A 14,661-nucleotide genomic window follows, 5' to 3' on the forward strand; every position below is an offset into this window, starting at 1 on the left:
GTGAGCAGGGAAGGGAGACAGATCATATGGGACATCCAACCATTTATCCGACAGGAACGACCGTTTACCAACCAGGAAAGGCATGGAGCGGTTACACCATCTACCAGGCAGCTGACACCGGGGCACTGCTGATCGACATGAACGGCAGAGAGGTGCATTTGTGGAAGGGGCTGCGCGGTTTCCCGAACAAAATATTCCCTGGAGGCTATGTGCTGGGCAGCACTGCCGAGCGGGATCCCAAATATGGTTTTCAGGACGAAGCCAATCTGGTACAGGTCGATTGGGACGGCAATGTCGTCTGGAAATTCGACCGGTACGAATGGATCGAGGATCCGGGTCATCCCGCGCAGTGGATGGCACGCCAGCATCATGATTACCAGCGGGAAGGCAATCCAGTCGGATATTATGTGCCTGGAGCCGATCCGAAAGTCGGTTCAGGCAATACGATCATTCTCGCGCATAAAAACGTCAACCGTCCCGAAATTTCGGACGTCGAGCTGCTGGACGACACGATCATCGAAGTGGATTGGGAGGGCAATGTCGTCTGGGAATGGGCCGTCAGCGATCACTTTGAAGAGCTTGGATTTGACGAAGCGGCGAAGGAGGCGCTGTACCGGGACCCGAATACCCGGGCGTTCGGCACCCATTCCGGAGACTGGATGCATATCAACTCTGTATCAGTGCTGGGTCCGAATAAGCACTATGATGCAGGCGACGAGCGCTTTCATCCGGACAATCTGATATGGGACGCGCGGGAATCCAATATTATCGCGATCATCGATAAACGGACCGGGAACATCGTATGGAAGCTCGGCCCGGACTATTCCGGCGAAGACACCAAACATATCGGCTGGATTATCGGTCAGCACCATGCTCATTTGATTCCGAAGGGACTGCCGGGAGAGGGCAATATTCTGGTATTCGATAACGGAGGCTGGGGCGGCTATGGCAGCCCGAACCCCGAATCGCCGGATGGCGTCAAGGTGGCGCGCCGTGACCATTCCCGGATTCTGGAGATTCATCCGATTACGCTGGAGATCGAATGGCAGTACACGCCGACCGAAGCCGGCTTCCAGGCGCCATTGGACTCTTACCGCTTTTATAGCCCTTATATCAGCTCGGCGCAGCGGCTGCCTAACGGCAATACGCTGATCACTGAAGGAGCGGATGGTAGGATCTTCGAAGTCACGCGGGAGCATGAACTGGTGTGGGAATACATCTCTCCTTATAAAAACTCAAGAAACGCGAATATGGTTTACCGTGCTTACCGCGTACCTTATGAATGGATTCCACAGCTGGAGAAGCCGGTGGAGACGGAAATCGCTCCGCTTGATGTAGCCGATTACCGGCTGCCGGGCGCGGCGCCGCGTGGTGCCGTAACTGCAGTCGAAGTGGAGGGTACCGTATCCTATGGCGATGGAGCCTTTTGCGTAGCGACCACGGACGAAGTCGTCAGGAAGGAACGGGATCAAGATGAGTAGGCATGTGTTTCGACGCTTCAGCGTAATGACCGCAGCCGTCCTGCTGGTTTCTGTGCTGCTCACCGCATGCGGAACCGCCTCGGGAAAAGACAGCGGGCACCAGCTTAAGGTGAAAATCGCCGATATTTCCACCAACCCGATTTTCCGGGTCGCCGCTAAAAAAGGATTTTTCGAAAAACACGGCATTGATGCGGAGCTGGTCAACTTCGCCACGCCGGCCGAAGGGGTCAACGCCTTGTTTATCAAGCAAGTGGATATTGCTTTTGGCGCAGACTTCCCGCTGTTGAATGCCGTCAGCAAAGGCGACTATGCGATCTTCGCTTCCTCCGGAACGGCAACGGATCTGAGCGCAAGCGAATGGAAGATGTTCGCCCGTAAAGAAATTGCCGGCCCCGCCGACCTGAAGGGCAAGAAACTAAGCTACTCACGCGGAACGTTCATACCTTATTTGTGGGACGTTTATTTGCAGCAGAACGGCATTGCCTTGAAAGATGTCACGCTGGTCGGGCAGGGAGGATTTGACGAAACGTATGTGGCGCTGAAAAAGGGCGAGATCGACGCAGCCTGGGTGTACGGCTCCGTACTAAACGACAAGTTCGCCGCGCTGTCCGAAGCGCATGAGCTGTCGGATATGTCCCAGACGCCTGTCCGGCTCGGCACAGGTCTGATCGCCGGCACCAAACTGATCCAGGATCACCCGGACGAATTGGTCGAACTGCTGAAGGCGCTTGACGAAACATCCGACTACGTCCAGGCACATCCGGACGAAACGGCTGACATTATGTATGACGAAGTGAAGCAGCCGAAAGAGGCCACGCTTAAGGATCTTCCGAAAAATCCGTGGAAGATCGGCTTCACCCAGCAGGCCTACGACGGGCTGGCCGGCCAGAAAAAATATATGGTGGATACCGGCATTATTGAGAAGGATTTTAACCTGAACGACAAGCTGAATTTGGACCTGGTGCGCAAAGCGTTCCCGGACCGCGTGATTGAGTTGAAATAAGGAGGCTGGGATGATGGGGGCAGTAACCAGACCAAACGAGATTTATATTGAGCGCTTGAATAAAAGCTATAGTCAACAGCAGACGGCAGGCGATCTGCATTATATTATCCAGGATGTCGACCTGGTCGTGAAGGGAGGAGAATTTTTCGTTCTCCTCGGCCCTAGCGGCTGCGGCAAATCGACGCTGCTCAGCCTGATCGCCGGGTTCGTGTCGAAAACCTCGGGGCATTTGCGGGTGGGCGAGAAAGAGGTGGATCGGCCTGGCCAGGATCGGGCCGTCGTCTTCCAGCAGGCCGATTCCTCGCTCTTCCCCTGGCTGACCGTCAGGGAGAACGTGGAGTTCGGCCTGCGGATGAAGCGCATTCCCGCCGCCCGGCGCAAGGAAACCTCCGATCGTTTTATCGGTATGGTTGGACTCAAAGGGCATGAAAGTAAATTCCCCCGTGAGCTCTCCGGCGGGATGAAGCAGCGAGTGCAGTTGGCGCGGGTGCTGTCTAACGATCCCGGGATTCTGCTGATGGATGAGCCGTTCGGCGCGCTGGATGCGATGACCCGACGAACGATGCAGCGCGAACTGGTAAAGATCTGGCAGGAAACCGACAAGACGGTAATCTTCGTTACCCACGACATACAGGAAGCACTGCTACTTGGAGGTAGGATCGGTATTATGTCCGCCGGACCCTCTTCGCGGATCACCGATATTTACGAGGTGCCGCTGGCGTACCCGAGAGACTTGGCCGCGCCGGAATTCCATGACCTGTACAACCGCATTCAGGCCCATTTTGATGAATAGAAACCGATCGGAGGAATCACCATGAGCAAGAAAATAAAGAAAGGCCCCCTTCAAGTGCTGTTCTGGATCGCTTTGATTGTCATCTGGCAGCTGGTCTCTCTCGTATACGGGCCGGAGATTCTGCCGGGGCCGATTTACACGGCAAAAGGCGGATACGAACTGCTGATGGACGGCACCCTTCTGCAGTACATCGGCATCAGCGCCTACCGTGTCCTCCTCGGGTGGACGCTCGGCAGTTTGGTGGCGGTGCCTATTGGGATTATCATCGGGAAGGTCGGATTCATCCGTACCTTCGCTGAGCCGTTTTTGAACTTTATCCGGTTTATTCCGCCGATCGCATTCATCACGCTGTTCCTGGTCTGGTTCGGCATCGGCGAAACGTCAAAAGTTATGCTGATCATGTACGCCACCTTTTTTATCGTCATTCTGAATACGTTCACCGGCGTTCTCTCCGTCGAGGAGGATAAAATTCGTTCGGCCCGCAGCATGGGAGCCTCCGAATGGCAGATCGTCGTTCATGTCATCATCCCGGCAACGGTTCCGTACATCTTTACCGGCATCCGGCTGGCCATGGGCACATCCTTTATGGCCATCATCGGAGCCGAAATGATCGCCTCCAATGAGGGAGTCGGGTATCTGATCTGGAACTCCCGCCTGTTTTTCCGGACGGATTGGATTTTCGTAGGTCTGATTTGCTTAGGGCTAATGGGCTTCCTGACGGATCGGGCAGTTGGACTGCTCGGGCGCAGGCTGCTAGCGAGATACGGTGTGGTAAGTACGACGTCTTTGAAGCGGTAGGAGACAGGATGGAGTAGTCATAGGACAATCATAGGACAAAGATTTTAAAAATCATCGTAAAACGAGGCGAACCGCAGCGGCGGTCCGTCTCTTTGGTTTATCACCGCTCAGGAAGAGAATTGCATTCCGCTTCGTTATCCCCTATACTTCTTAGATAGTGATCAATTACTTACTAATCTGCGTCATGAAAAGGAGTTATGCGCCATGGCAAGAGATGCGTCTACTTCGGTCAACCGAAGAACAGATATTATATCGGCCGCCATCGAGGTTTTTGCCGAAACCGGCTATTACCGGGCCACCACGGCACAGGTTGCACAGCGGGCCCACATTTCGCAGCCTTATGTCTTTCGTTTTTTCTCAACGAAGGAAGCGCTGCTGCTTGCGGCTCTGGAAGTGTCCTGGTCCCGGATGATCGAGTCGTTTCAGCAAGTCGTGAAGTCGGCGTCGCCGGAGCGGCTTGAAGCGGAGCTGATTACGGAATACGAGAAGATTATGGAGAACCACCGGAACGAGATTCTGCTGCAGATGCAGTCCCAAACGATTCAGGAAGAAGCGATCCAGGAAGCGATGAGAAACGGATTCCGGGAGGTTCGTCAAATCGTACTGCAGGCATTTCGCGAGGCGGGGATTCCACATCCCGAAGAAAGAACAATGCTCTTTTTGGCCAGAGGGATGCTGTGCAACGTAGCGGATGCGATCAGTCTGCCCGAATTAAAGGAAAGATAAGGGGACGTGAGAGAGGTCTCCTTATCTCAAATTTTTTAAGATTAGTTATTGACCAATCACTAATTCGATGTTATGATGAATCCAAGTTAGTGATTGATCAATCACAAATCAATCGAGAGGATGATTTAAAATGACGATAAACAAAGCGATTGTAGTTGGGGCTGCGGGCGGCACGGGTGCGGCGATTACGGAGGAACTGGTAAAGAGGGGAATTCCTACGATAGCGTTCGGAAGATCACGCCAGAAGCTGGAGCGGCTCGCCGGCAAATTAGGGAACCCAAAACACCTGAAGCTGGCGGTGGGGGACGCCATGCGGCATGAAGAGATCATCACACAAGCTGGTGACGCCGACGTGATGTTCCATTGCGCGAACGTACCGTACCATGAGATGGCCAGCAAGCTGATCCCGCTTGGTGAATCCGTAATGGAGGCGGCGGAACAGCTCGCTATCAAAGTCGTTGCGATTGATGGGATCTATCCTTATGGAAGAAGGCAGTCCGACCTGGTCACCGAAGAACATCCGAAACAGCCGCATACGAAGAAAGGGAAGGTTCGTTTGGACTTTGAACGCATGCTGTTCGGCAAGCGCTGGAAAAAGGCCAGAGTCATGATCGTTCGTCTGCCGGACTATTACGGGCCAACTGCAAATGAAGCTTCCTATCTAGGCTCAACGCTGGAAGCGATCGCTGCCGGCAAAATGGGCTTTTTCATCGGCAGCATGAACGTTCCCCGCGAGTTTGTCTATTTGCCGGACGCCGCCGCTATGATTGCTGAAGTGGCAGGACATGACGACGCCTATGGTCAAAACTGGAATATTCCAGGGGGCGGGCTGATATCAGGACGGGAGATCGTGCGGATCGCAAGAGCGGCCAGCGGAAACAGCAAACCCGTCATTCCGCTTAAGAAAGCCGGCTTATCCCTCCTCGGATTGGGCGTGCCCGTGATGAAAGAGGTCGTTGAGATGCTGTACCTGACCGAGGAACCGCTGACGCTGAGCGGGGCCAAGTATGAAAAGTGGATCGGCCCGATTATCGCAACACCGTTCGAGGAAGGCATCACCGCGACGGTGAAAGCACTGCAGCAGGCAAACACCGCAGCATCGGTCCAGGCATCACAGACGGCTAACTCTAGAATAGTTTAAGTGTTTGTTATTGATTAATCACTAGTCAAACGAAAGGCGTCTATGTTAGCAAGGGATAGTTCATGTTTACGATTCCTCCGGAATTGCTTATAATGGATCGCAAAGTTAGGCGTATCAGAATATTAACGTCTACCGTACAAACGGAGACCTGTCGGCCCATTCAGCCGATAGGTCTCCTTGCGTTTTTTGAGACAGCGAAAGGGAGGTCCATATGGAGCGGAAAAAATTTTCGGAATACGATCGAGGGGAGTATGACGTGTGGATACAACGCGCTTCCCACGGAAAACACAACCTGTTCGAAGAACATCTTCATGATTTCGTTGAGCTTATTTATGTTGTCCAGGGACAAGGCATGCATCGGATCAACGGAACGAATTATGCGCTGAACACCGGGGATGTGTTCTTGATCATGCCAGGGGAAAGCCATCATTTTCCTGATGCCCCAAATAGTCATCTTGAAATCGTGAACTGCTTGTTTCGGCAGGAGACGATTCCTGTATATTTGCCGAAAGGCTTGAACGTTTTGACGGACCTTCCCTTTATTAGGTCATTTTGCGGTAGCAGCGAACGCCCTCCAAGGAAACTGTCCTTGACTTCGGCGGAATCGACGGAGGTGCTTGGCCAGTTGGAAGCAATGCTTCTGGAATTAAAGACAGGCGCCCCAGGCGCCAACGTAATCGCTGTCCAATTACTCGTGCATTTGCTCATCCGGCTGTCGCGAATCTTACTGCGGCAATCTCCCGATATCTCCCGCACCAAACCCGTGCCGATCCAGCACGAAATCTTGGTTCGAAAGGTGATTGCGTATCTCGAGCAGCACTTCCACCGAAAGCTGTCCATCGAGGAACTCGCCCGGGCGTTCACGATTAGCGGCAGGCATTTGTGCCGTGTATTTCGCGAGCAAACGAACCGAAGTATTCATGAAACGCTTCTGCAAATCCGGGTCGAGCGAGCGAAGCAGATGCTGGCGGAAACGAACCGCAGTGTGGACTCGATCGCGTCGTTCGCAGGCTTTAGCGACTCTTCGCATTTTAACCGTACATTTGTCAGACTAGCGGGCTGCACGCCAAGCAGATACCGAAAGGAATGCTTGTGGAAACCGATTTATTAAAGAAGCAGGCACGATCTCTGCAGGACAGCCAGTGACGCTCCTTGGCTCATAGAGTCAATTATCTGTCCCGATTATACAATTACCAAGTCCCATTTTACGCTAAGATGATTTCATAAATCCTACTAAACAAGGGTGAATTCTTAGTTATAAAGGGAGATGGATAACGGATGAGAGTAAAGTCACGCCTGTTTTTTCAAATTTTCATGTGCACGGTCCTGGTGGCATTGTCTGCTTGCGGGAAGTCTGCGGGCTCTACGCGTAACGAAGCCGGTGGGCAAAACTCAAAAGGCACTCCCGAGCGTGCCGAAATCAGCATTATGACCATAACGCCCAGCACACCTCCAGCATCCGATGATAATGTCATCAAGCGGGAAATCGAAAAGCTGACGGATTCAAAGCTGGACATTCAATGGATTTCCAACAATGTATATGATGATAAATTGAACATTACACTTGTCTCAGGCGAGCTGCCTGATTTGACTTATATCAGTGACCCGTTCGGGCCGTCTTTCCGGAATCTGGTCAAGCAGGGGGCCATTTGGGACATAACGCCGTACTTGAAGGATTACCCGAATTTGCAGAAGGGAGTCCCTGAAGTTGCGTGGGAGCTTACCAAAATGGAGGATGGGAAAAACTACGGCATTCCCCGGGGACGCGATGCGAATGACGTATCCTTCCTGATTCTCCGCAAGGACTGGCTGGATAAGCTGGACCTTCAGCCTCCGAAAACGACGGAGGAGCTGTACGGTGTATTGAAGGCATTTGCAGAAAAGGATCCCGACGGCAACGGAAAAGCCGATACGTTCGGACTGTCCGCTGGGATTGATACGCTGACAAGCACGTTCCGTGAAATTTTTACCGGTGTGACCGGCTCCTGGAAGGAAGAAGGCGATGGATTGACCTATGCCCCCTTTCTACCGGAAGCACGCGAGTCGCTGGCTTATTTAGCTAAGCTATATTCGGAAAAGCTGCTGCCTGAAGACTTGCTAACCTTGAAAACAACGCAGGTGCGAGACTACTACATCGGCAATCGGGCCGGCGGTGTCATCGACAAGACAGGAACCGGGCCCAAGGTTTATTCTCCCGGTTTGAAAAAGCTCGTACCGTCTTACAAGGAAGCGGATTTTTATCCACTGGCTGCGCTTAACGGATTTGTCCCGAAAGGGACTGGCTTTAATGGCATTCTGGCCATTCCAAAAACCGTGCCGGAAAATAAACTTAAGCAAATTTTGAAACTAGTTGACACCTGGCTGACGCCGGAAGTATCCGCTGTTCAACGGTTTGGCATCGAGGGGATTCATTATCGGGTAGACAACGGGGTCAAAATCGTCGATCCGGACAAACTCCTGAAGGACAACGCATCCGACTTCAATCAGATCGTCAATTCGATCGATCCTGCACTGAATCCCCCGCCAGCCAATCCGGAACTGAAGGAGCTGGAGGACCTGAGAAGCCAGGTGGATGCTCAGCGGAGCAAGGAGAACGTACCGGATATCGGGGTAGGCCTGTACTCCCCAGCGGCGGAAAAGCTGCTGCCGGACCTCGAGAAGCGGATCAGCGACCTGACCGCCAAGATCGTCATCGGCCAAGAACCGCTGTCCGCATGGGATGACTTGGTTGCCAAAACGAAAAGCGATCCGCAATTCATCCAAGCGACGAAAGAAATGTCAAACGCTTATCGGAAGCGCAACGGGCATTGATGGGAGGTGGAGTCTTGGATCAAGCGGAAACAATGACTGACAACCATTCTGCATATCCGAACAAAGGCGAGTCCATGTCCAAACGAACGTATTTTCATAGGCTGGTTCGCGATATCGGACGGAACCCGTATCTGTATCTGCTGGCCATGCCCGGCATTCTTTTCTTCATCGTGTTTAAATACATACCGATGTGGGGAACGCTCATGGCTTTTCAGGATTACTCCCCGTTTGCTGGAATGGTGGGTAGTCCCTGGGTCGGGCTGGAGCACTTCCGGACATTTTTCGCCACGCCGGATTTTGGTATGCTGCTTCGCAACACGCTGGCGATCAATGTGCTGAACCTGGTCTTTTTCTTCCCGCTGCCGATTGCCCTTGCGCTTTTGTTGAACGAGGTGCGCAGTGGAGGGTATAAGCGGTTGGTGCAGTCTGTATTGTACCTGCCGCACTTTTTGTCCTGGGTGATCATTGCCGGTTTGACGTTCACGCTGTTCGCCAGAGGCGAGGGTCTCGTCAATCACTGGCTGGAGGCTGCGGGGTATGACCGGATCGATTTCCTGACCAATCCCCATAGCTTTTGGATCGTCATTACGCTGCAGTCGATGTGGAAGGACGCGGGCTGGGGGACGATCGTGTTTCTGGCCGCGATGGCTGGCGTGGATCCGCAGCTGTACGAAGCAGCGAAAATGGATGGAGCGGGGAGATTCAGACAAATGTGGCATGTCACGCTGCCCGCTTTACGTAACGTCATCGTCGTACTGCTGATTTTGCGGCTGGGGGATCTGATGGACGTAGGTTTCGAGCAGGTGTTCCTCATGTACAACGGGGCAGTATCCAATGTTGCGGAAGTGTTCGACACCTACGTCTACCGCATCGGCATTCAGCGCGGAGAGTTCAGCTACAGTACGGCGATCGGACTCTTTAAGTCGGTGGTCGGACTCGTGCTCGTGCTGCTGTCCAACAAGCTGGCCAATAAATGGGGGAATGGCGGGATATTTTAGGATTTTCTGCAGATCGGAGAGAAAAGTATGAGAATTGGATGGAGAAACCAGGCATTTCAAAGCCTGAATGGAGTCGGACTCGGATTGCTGGGGCTGGCGACATGCTTTCCTATTTATTACGTGCTGGTCGTTTCGCTTGCGGATCCAGCCGAGTTTGCACAGAAACGCTGGCTGCTGTGGCCCGATCACTGGAGTTTTGATGCTTACCGCTACCTTCTCTCAACGGACGCGTTCCTGCGGTCGGTGGGAAACAGCGCTTTTCTTGCGACCGTCGGCACAGCATTATCACTCATTGTGACGGCCATGCTCGCCTACCCGCTATCCCGGCGGAGAATGCGCGGGCGGCGCAAGGTGCTTTTGTTCGTGCTGATTACGATATTGTTCAGTCCGGGACTAATCCCGGCTTATATGCTCGTGCGCCAGCTCGGTCTGATCGACAGCATATGGGCGCTCATTATCCCGTCGCTGGCTAACGGATGGAGCGTGCTGCTGATGAAATCCTTTTTTGAGAGCATTCCTGCCGATCTGGATGAATCTGCAGCGATGGATGGCGCCAACGAGGTGCGGATATGGTTTTCCGTCATTCTGCCGCTGTCGATGCCCGCTTTGGCAGCTTTTGGCCTTTTTTATGCGGTAGGGTATTGGAATCAATTTTTTTCGGCACTGATTTACTTGAACGATTCCACCAAATGGCCGATTCAGGTTCTGCTGCAAAATATGCTGCTCAGCGCCAACAACGCGGCTCTCGACGCGTATGATGTGTCCGCTGCGCCTCCGCCTTCCGAAATGCTGAAAATGGCAGCGGTTATCGTGGCGACCGTGCCGATTGTGCTCGTGTATCCGTTCTTGCAAAAGCATTTTGCCAAGGGAGCCATGGTCGGCTCCATCAAAGGATGACCGGCAGAGGTAGGCCGTGCAAATGAAGGAAGGAGTTAGGGTTCAATGGCTTTAACGAAACCGAATATTATATTTCTGATGACCGACCAGCAGCGCTGGGACTGCATCGGGAGATTCAATCAGCATATCAAAACACCGACGCTGGACCGTCTTGCGGACGAAGGGATCGTATTCAGCCAGGCGGTTTGCCAAGCGCCAATGTGCGTTCCCAGCCGCAGTTCGATGATGTTCGGGCTGTATCCTTCGCAAATCGGGGTAAGAACCAACCGGGACGGCCTTGACGACGAGGACGGTTTTCCCATCCTGCCTTTGCCGGAGCTGCTGCGCAGGCAGGGCTACCAGACGGCCGGTTTCGGCAAAACGCACTGGAATCACGGCCGGCGGTCCCATCCGACGGCGCGCGGATTTGAGGTGCGGGCTATCGGGCTCGGCCGGGACAGCGGGCATTACGAAGAGAATGCGCTGATGATGGATGAGGATGATCCGGAAGGACTGAGCGCATATTATGAGGAAACCCGCGATTACGGAAGCGGGGAAGAAAATGTGCTTGGATATATCGGCCGCACCAGCGAAGTGCCGATGCACCGGCATCGTGACGGGTGGGTGGCTGAGCAATGCAAGAAGTTTATCGAGCACGGGCTGGATGGTTCGCGGCCGCTGTTTCTGTATTTGTCGTTTCTAAAGCCCCATGCGGGCTTTAACGTTCCGAAGGAATTCGAAGACTGGTATCGGCTCGAGGACATTCCGGACATTGAGCAGCCTCCTTGGGAATTAGAACTGGGAACGCATGTGGAAGAAGAGGTTTTGATCCGCCGAGACGGAGGAAGCCGATATTGGGACAGAAGGCAGATGTGGGAACGGATGAGCGTGATGGAGCGCAGGCGGACAACGCTGCGTTACTGGGCCAACTGTTCTTGGCTGGACCATTATTTCGGAGAGGTGCTGGACGGTCTGCGTTCAAAGGGGTACCTGGACAACGCTCTGATCGTTTTCGTATCGGATCACGGTGAAATGCTGGGAGAGCGCCGGTTCCGCTTCAGTAAATATTGCTTGTTTGAGAGCAGCGTACGGGTTCCGATGATATTGTCCGGCAGCTGGATTCCCGCTGAAATGCGTGGGACAACAGATGACAGGCCGGCCGAGCTGATCGACCTGGTTCCGACGCTGGCGAATGCATCGGGAGCCGAACTTAATCCCGTGCTTCCCGGTCTCGATCTGTTAGCCGGCAAGCGGCGCACAGGAACGTTTTGCGAGTTCCACCGGACGACGGAAGACGGACGATTCGCCGCTCCGTCTGTTATGTGGCGCAAACGGGATTGGAAGCTGATTTTGTCTTTACCAGGGCCACTGGACGATGCAGGCTCCAGGCTGAACGAGCTTATGGGGGAGCTGTACCATCTGAAGGAAGATCCTGGCGAGTGGTTTAATTTGTACAGAGATGAACGCTTCACGGCGATCCGGGAACAAATGACCTCCGAATTGCTTATGCACCTGGCAATTACGTGGACAAGAGGACCATCGTTTGGACGGGCGGAATTCGGAAATGCTGAATTTTATAGGCCGTCTCCTCGAACCGGGATGTCATGACCTGGGATTGAGGTCCGCAGATGAAGAGAAACCGCACGTTAGCTGAGCTAACTGACGTGCGGTTTTTTTGTGTCGGAGGGTCTTTATACAGTCCCGGTCTGCTGTTCAGATTCATAGGCCTGCGGGATTCCATCCATCTGAGGACATATGTCCTATCCTATACCGCCGCGATTGCCTTTTAATAATGACAGAACAATACAGAAGGAGAGGACCTATGAAAGGCATTATATTTGCACTGCTGGGGGGCGCCTGCATTACGCTGCAGGGTGTCGCCAACTCGCGGATCAGCGGGGATATCGGGACATGGCAGGCCGCAGCGGTAACGCAACTGACCGGCTTTATTCTCGCTTTGATCATCCTGCTGTTTGTGCGTGACGGCAGCCGGGAGGGATTCAAGGGCGTCAAGCCGCTGTACCGCATCGGCGGGGCCTTGGGAGCTGTCATCATTTTCAGCGAAGTGACGTCGATTCAGACGATCGGAGTGACCTTTACGATTTCCGCATTATTGATCGCCCAGCTCTGCCTGACATTTATTGTCGATCTGAACGGCTGGTTCGGCATGAGAAAACGAAAGATCAGCCCCGCACAATTTATCGGGATCGGGATGATGATTGCGGGCGTCGTCATTCTTAAATTTTGACATCGCTGCCATACGCCATTATGATGGGCCTAAGTTAGAGGGGGACGTTCAAGATGAGAGAGATTCAGGACCGCGGGCTGCTGGCGGATTACTTGCGTCAATATGAGCTGGAGACGATATTTTATGAACCGCTTAGACCGCATTTATCGCTGTATTGCTTTGACCAGGGAGAATTCATTTGCTCGCAGGGAGCACCTGCGGAATATTTATACGTGCTCGTCAGCGGGAAAATTAAAATCTATATCACCTCAACCGAAGGGAAAACGCTGATCCTTAACTTTATGAAACCACTGGAGATTATCGGGGATATCGAATATCTCAAGGATACGGATACGGTCAATACCGTTGAGGCGGTCACGACCGTGCATATGATCGGCATCCACCACCGCTGGCTGCGGAAATTTGGACAGGATTACGCTCCTATGCTCCAGTTTCTGCTGGATATGATCACCAATAAGTTTTATATTAAATCCAATTTTCTAAGCCTTAATCTGATGTATCCGGTTGAAGTCCGGCTGGCCAGCTACTTGCTGTCGATCTCTTTCGACGATGCGGACACTTCCGGGCAGGAACAGCGGACAGCGATTAACCTGCTGGACGCGGCCAACTTAATCGGGACCAGCTATCGCCACGTCAACCGGGTGATCCAAAAGTTCTGCAAAGACGGACTCGTGGAGCGGGATAAAGGATATATTCGCGTAATAGACAGGAAAGGGCTTAGCGATCTGGCTGGACAAAATATTTATGAAGTCGTAACGAAAGGAGGAGCAAACCAATGATGCTTGGTCTTGTGTTATCGCTGATCGCCGGCTCCCTGGTGAGCCTGCAGAACATTTTTAACAGTAAAATGAATCAGCGGATCGGCTCCTGGGCCACAACCACGTGGGTGCTGTTCCTCGGGTTTGTCGCATCGTTCGGCATCGGCTTGGCAGTCGAAGGCAGGGGCATGCTGACACTCCAGCATATGCAGCCCTGGTACTGGTTCAGCGGAATGATCGGAGTTGGGGTTGTGTTCTGTCTGATGCAGAGCATGAAGCTGCTTGCACCCACTTTTGCCATCGCTGTAGTCATGACGGCCCAGCTTGGGTTTGCGCTAATTTGGGACTCGCTTGGCTGGATGGGACTGGAGAAAGTTCCGCTGACTCCGAACAAAGTGATCGGCGTGCTCGTTATCGTGGCCGGAATCGTTGTTTTCAAAATCGGCGAAGGGCGGGTTCCAGCGGGAAAATCTGCTGCCGTTCAAAAAGAGACTGCCGCGTTCGAGCAAGGAAATAGATAAGGAGTGAAGTCGAATATGACGACCATGATTGATAAGGTTGCCTGGATTCAGATTCAGGACGGACGGGTACTCTCCGCACGTTCCAAAGGAAAGGACACGTATTATTTGCCTGGGGGAAAGAGGGAGCCCGGTGAAACCGATGAGCAGACGCTGATCCGTGAAATCAGGGAAGAGCTTACGGTTGCGATCGATCCGGAGACCCTTGCATTCGTGGGAACGTTTGAAGCTCAGGCACATGGCAAAGCGGAAAATGTGACGGTTCAAATGAGCTGTTACACCGGGGCATATTCTGGCGAGCTCCGCCCATCGGCGGAAATCGAGGAGTTTGCCTGGCTGACCTATGCGGATCGCAGCCGCGTATCGCCGGTATGCCAGCGAATTTTTGACCATCTGCACGAGCGTCAATGGATCTGATCAAGTGTGCCGTGATAAGTAACGGATATTCACAGGAATACTCATTCCTGACGGGTATCCGTTTTTGTTGTGCTACTGAAAGTTGCAGCAAAT

15 protein-coding genes are annotated in these 14,661 nt (G+C 53.1%); all 15 read left to right on the forward strand.

Translation table 11 applies throughout. From position 1 onward, the window contains the following. Nucleotides 1-26: 26 nt before the first annotated feature. The 15 genes from ABIE48_RS12250 (at nucleotide 27) to ABIE48_RS12320 (ending at nucleotide 14,568) form a co-directional block, all read left to right on the forward strand. Nucleotides 27-1,481 (forward strand): aryl-sulfate sulfotransferase, encoded by a 1,455-nt coding sequence (locus tag ABIE48_RS12250; RefSeq protein WP_163873651.1) that lies wholly within the window; start codon nucleotides 27-29, stop codon nucleotides 1,479-1,481. Continuing rightward, a complete protein-coding gene (locus tag ABIE48_RS12255) occupies nucleotides 1,474-2,484 on the forward strand; it encodes an ABC transporter substrate-binding protein (RefSeq protein ID WP_145020536.1) in 1,011 nt (336 codons plus the stop codon). The genes ABIE48_RS12250 and ABIE48_RS12255 overlap by 8 nt, the downstream gene beginning before the upstream one ends. 13 nt (nucleotides 2,485-2,497) lie before the next feature. Continuing rightward, nucleotides 2,498-3,277 carry an ABC transporter ATP-binding protein gene (locus tag ABIE48_RS12260; protein WP_192714426.1) on the forward strand — a complete coding sequence of 260 codons (780 nt, stop codon included), beginning with the start codon at nucleotides 2,498-2,500 and terminating at the stop codon, nucleotides 3,275-3,277. Between the two features lie 21 nt (nucleotides 3,278-3,298). Continuing rightward, nucleotides 3,299-4,075, forward strand: a complete 777-nt coding sequence (locus tag ABIE48_RS12265; RefSeq protein WP_076166739.1) for an ABC transporter permease — start codon at nucleotides 3,299-3,301, stop codon at nucleotides 4,073-4,075. A gap of 204 nt (nucleotides 4,076-4,279) precedes the next feature. Beyond that, on the forward strand, nucleotides 4,280-4,801 hold the full coding sequence (locus ABIE48_RS12270) for a TetR/AcrR family transcriptional regulator (RefSeq protein WP_145134137.1): 522 nt from the start codon (nucleotides 4,280-4,282) through the stop codon (nucleotides 4,799-4,801). 130 nt (nucleotides 4,802-4,931) lie between these two features. Continuing rightward, a complete protein-coding gene (locus tag ABIE48_RS12275; RefSeq protein ID WP_192714425.1) occupies nucleotides 4,932-5,942 on the forward strand; it encodes an SDR family NAD(P)-dependent oxidoreductase in 1,011 nt (336 codons plus the stop codon). 211 nt (nucleotides 5,943-6,153) lie between these two features. Next, nucleotides 6,154-7,053 (forward strand): AraC family transcriptional regulator, encoded by a 900-nt coding sequence (locus ABIE48_RS12280; protein ID WP_145020522.1) that lies wholly within the window; start codon nucleotides 6,154-6,156, stop codon nucleotides 7,051-7,053. A gap of 167 nt (nucleotides 7,054-7,220) precedes the next feature. Next, on the forward strand, nucleotides 7,221-8,753 hold the full coding sequence (locus ABIE48_RS12285; protein WP_192714424.1) for an extracellular solute-binding protein: 1,533 nt from the start codon (nucleotides 7,221-7,223) through the stop codon (nucleotides 8,751-8,753). Nucleotides 8,754-8,827: 74 nt separating this feature from the next. Further along, on the forward strand, nucleotides 8,828-9,751 hold the full coding sequence (locus ABIE48_RS12290) for an ABC transporter permease (protein ID WP_354520623.1): 924 nt from the start codon (nucleotides 8,828-8,830) through the stop codon (nucleotides 9,749-9,751). A 27-nt stretch (nucleotides 9,752-9,778) separates the two neighbouring features. Further along, nucleotides 9,779-10,648, forward strand: a complete 870-nt coding sequence (locus ABIE48_RS12295) for a carbohydrate ABC transporter permease (protein ID WP_145020516.1) — start codon at nucleotides 9,779-9,781, stop codon at nucleotides 10,646-10,648. Nucleotides 10,649-10,693: 45 nt separating this feature from the next. Then, nucleotides 10,694-12,235 (forward strand): sulfatase family protein, encoded by a 1,542-nt coding sequence (locus tag ABIE48_RS12300; protein WP_192714423.1) that lies wholly within the window; start codon nucleotides 10,694-10,696, stop codon nucleotides 12,233-12,235. Between the two features lie 214 nt (nucleotides 12,236-12,449). Beyond that, complete coding sequence (locus tag ABIE48_RS12305) at nucleotides 12,450-12,875, forward strand: DMT family transporter (protein WP_145020510.1); 426 nt, start codon at nucleotides 12,450-12,452, stop codon at nucleotides 12,873-12,875. Between the two features lie 53 nt (nucleotides 12,876-12,928). Further along, nucleotides 12,929-13,654, forward strand: coding sequence for a Crp/Fnr family transcriptional regulator (locus ABIE48_RS12310; RefSeq protein WP_192714422.1), 726 nt, complete (start codon nucleotides 12,929-12,931; stop codon nucleotides 13,652-13,654). After that, complete coding sequence (locus tag ABIE48_RS12315) at nucleotides 13,651-14,154, forward strand: DMT family transporter (protein ID WP_192714421.1); 504 nt, start codon at nucleotides 13,651-13,653, stop codon at nucleotides 14,152-14,154. The genes ABIE48_RS12310 and ABIE48_RS12315 overlap by 4 nt, the downstream gene beginning before the upstream one ends. 15 nt (nucleotides 14,155-14,169) lie before the next feature. Beyond that, nucleotides 14,170-14,568, forward strand: a complete 399-nt coding sequence (locus ABIE48_RS12320) for an NUDIX hydrolase (protein WP_076166708.1) — start codon at nucleotides 14,170-14,172, stop codon at nucleotides 14,566-14,568. Nucleotides 14,569-14,661 lie beyond the last annotated feature (93 nt).

The sequence above is a fragment of the Paenibacillus sp. OAE614 genome (assembly GCF_040546645.1).
Taxonomy (GTDB): domain Bacteria; phylum Bacillota; class Bacilli; order Paenibacillales; family Paenibacillaceae; genus Paenibacillus_AQ; species Paenibacillus_AQ favisporus.

What these genes read in the sequence shown, in the direction of transcription:
- ABIE48_RS12265 (WP_076166739.1), top strand. Translation starts at nt 3,299, where the DNA reads ATGAGCAAGAAAATAAAGAAAGGCCCCCTTCAAGTGCTGTTCTGGATC.
- ABIE48_RS12260 (WP_192714426.1), top strand. Translation starts at nt 2,498, where the DNA reads ATGGGGGCAGTAACCAGACCAAACGAGATTTATATTGAGCGCTTGAAT.
- ABIE48_RS12290 (WP_354520623.1), top strand. Translation starts at nt 8,828, where the DNA reads ATGTCCAAACGAACGTATTTTCATAGGCTGGTTCGCGATATCGGACGG.
- ABIE48_RS12300 (WP_192714423.1), top strand. Translation starts at nt 10,694, where the DNA reads ATGGCTTTAACGAAACCGAATATTATATTTCTGATGACCGACCAGCAG.
- ABIE48_RS12310 (WP_192714422.1), top strand. Translation starts at nt 12,929, where the DNA reads ATGAGAGAGATTCAGGACCGCGGGCTGCTGGCGGATTACTTGCGTCAA.
- ABIE48_RS12280 (WP_145020522.1), top strand. Translation starts at nt 6,154, where the DNA reads ATGGAGCGGAAAAAATTTTCGGAATACGATCGAGGGGAGTATGACGTG.
- ABIE48_RS12250 (WP_163873651.1), top strand. Translation starts at nt 27, where the DNA reads ATGGGACATCCAACCATTTATCCGACAGGAACGACCGTTTACCAACCA.
- ABIE48_RS12295 (WP_145020516.1), top strand. Translation starts at nt 9,779, where the DNA reads ATGAGAATTGGATGGAGAAACCAGGCATTTCAAAGCCTGAATGGAGTC.
- ABIE48_RS12255 (WP_145020536.1), top strand. Translation starts at nt 1,474, where the DNA reads ATGAGTAGGCATGTGTTTCGACGCTTCAGCGTAATGACCGCAGCCGTC.
- ABIE48_RS12270 (WP_145134137.1), top strand. Translation starts at nt 4,280, where the DNA reads ATGGCAAGAGATGCGTCTACTTCGGTCAACCGAAGAACAGATATTATA.
- ABIE48_RS12285 (WP_192714424.1), top strand. Translation starts at nt 7,221, where the DNA reads ATGAGAGTAAAGTCACGCCTGTTTTTTCAAATTTTCATGTGCACGGTC.
- ABIE48_RS12315 (WP_192714421.1), top strand. Translation starts at nt 13,651, where the DNA reads ATGATGCTTGGTCTTGTGTTATCGCTGATCGCCGGCTCCCTGGTGAGC.
- ABIE48_RS12275 (WP_192714425.1), top strand. Translation starts at nt 4,932, where the DNA reads ATGACGATAAACAAAGCGATTGTAGTTGGGGCTGCGGGCGGCACGGGT.
- ABIE48_RS12320 (WP_076166708.1), top strand. Translation starts at nt 14,170, where the DNA reads ATGACGACCATGATTGATAAGGTTGCCTGGATTCAGATTCAGGACGGA.
- ABIE48_RS12305 (WP_145020510.1), top strand. Translation starts at nt 12,450, where the DNA reads ATGAAAGGCATTATATTTGCACTGCTGGGGGGCGCCTGCATTACGCTG.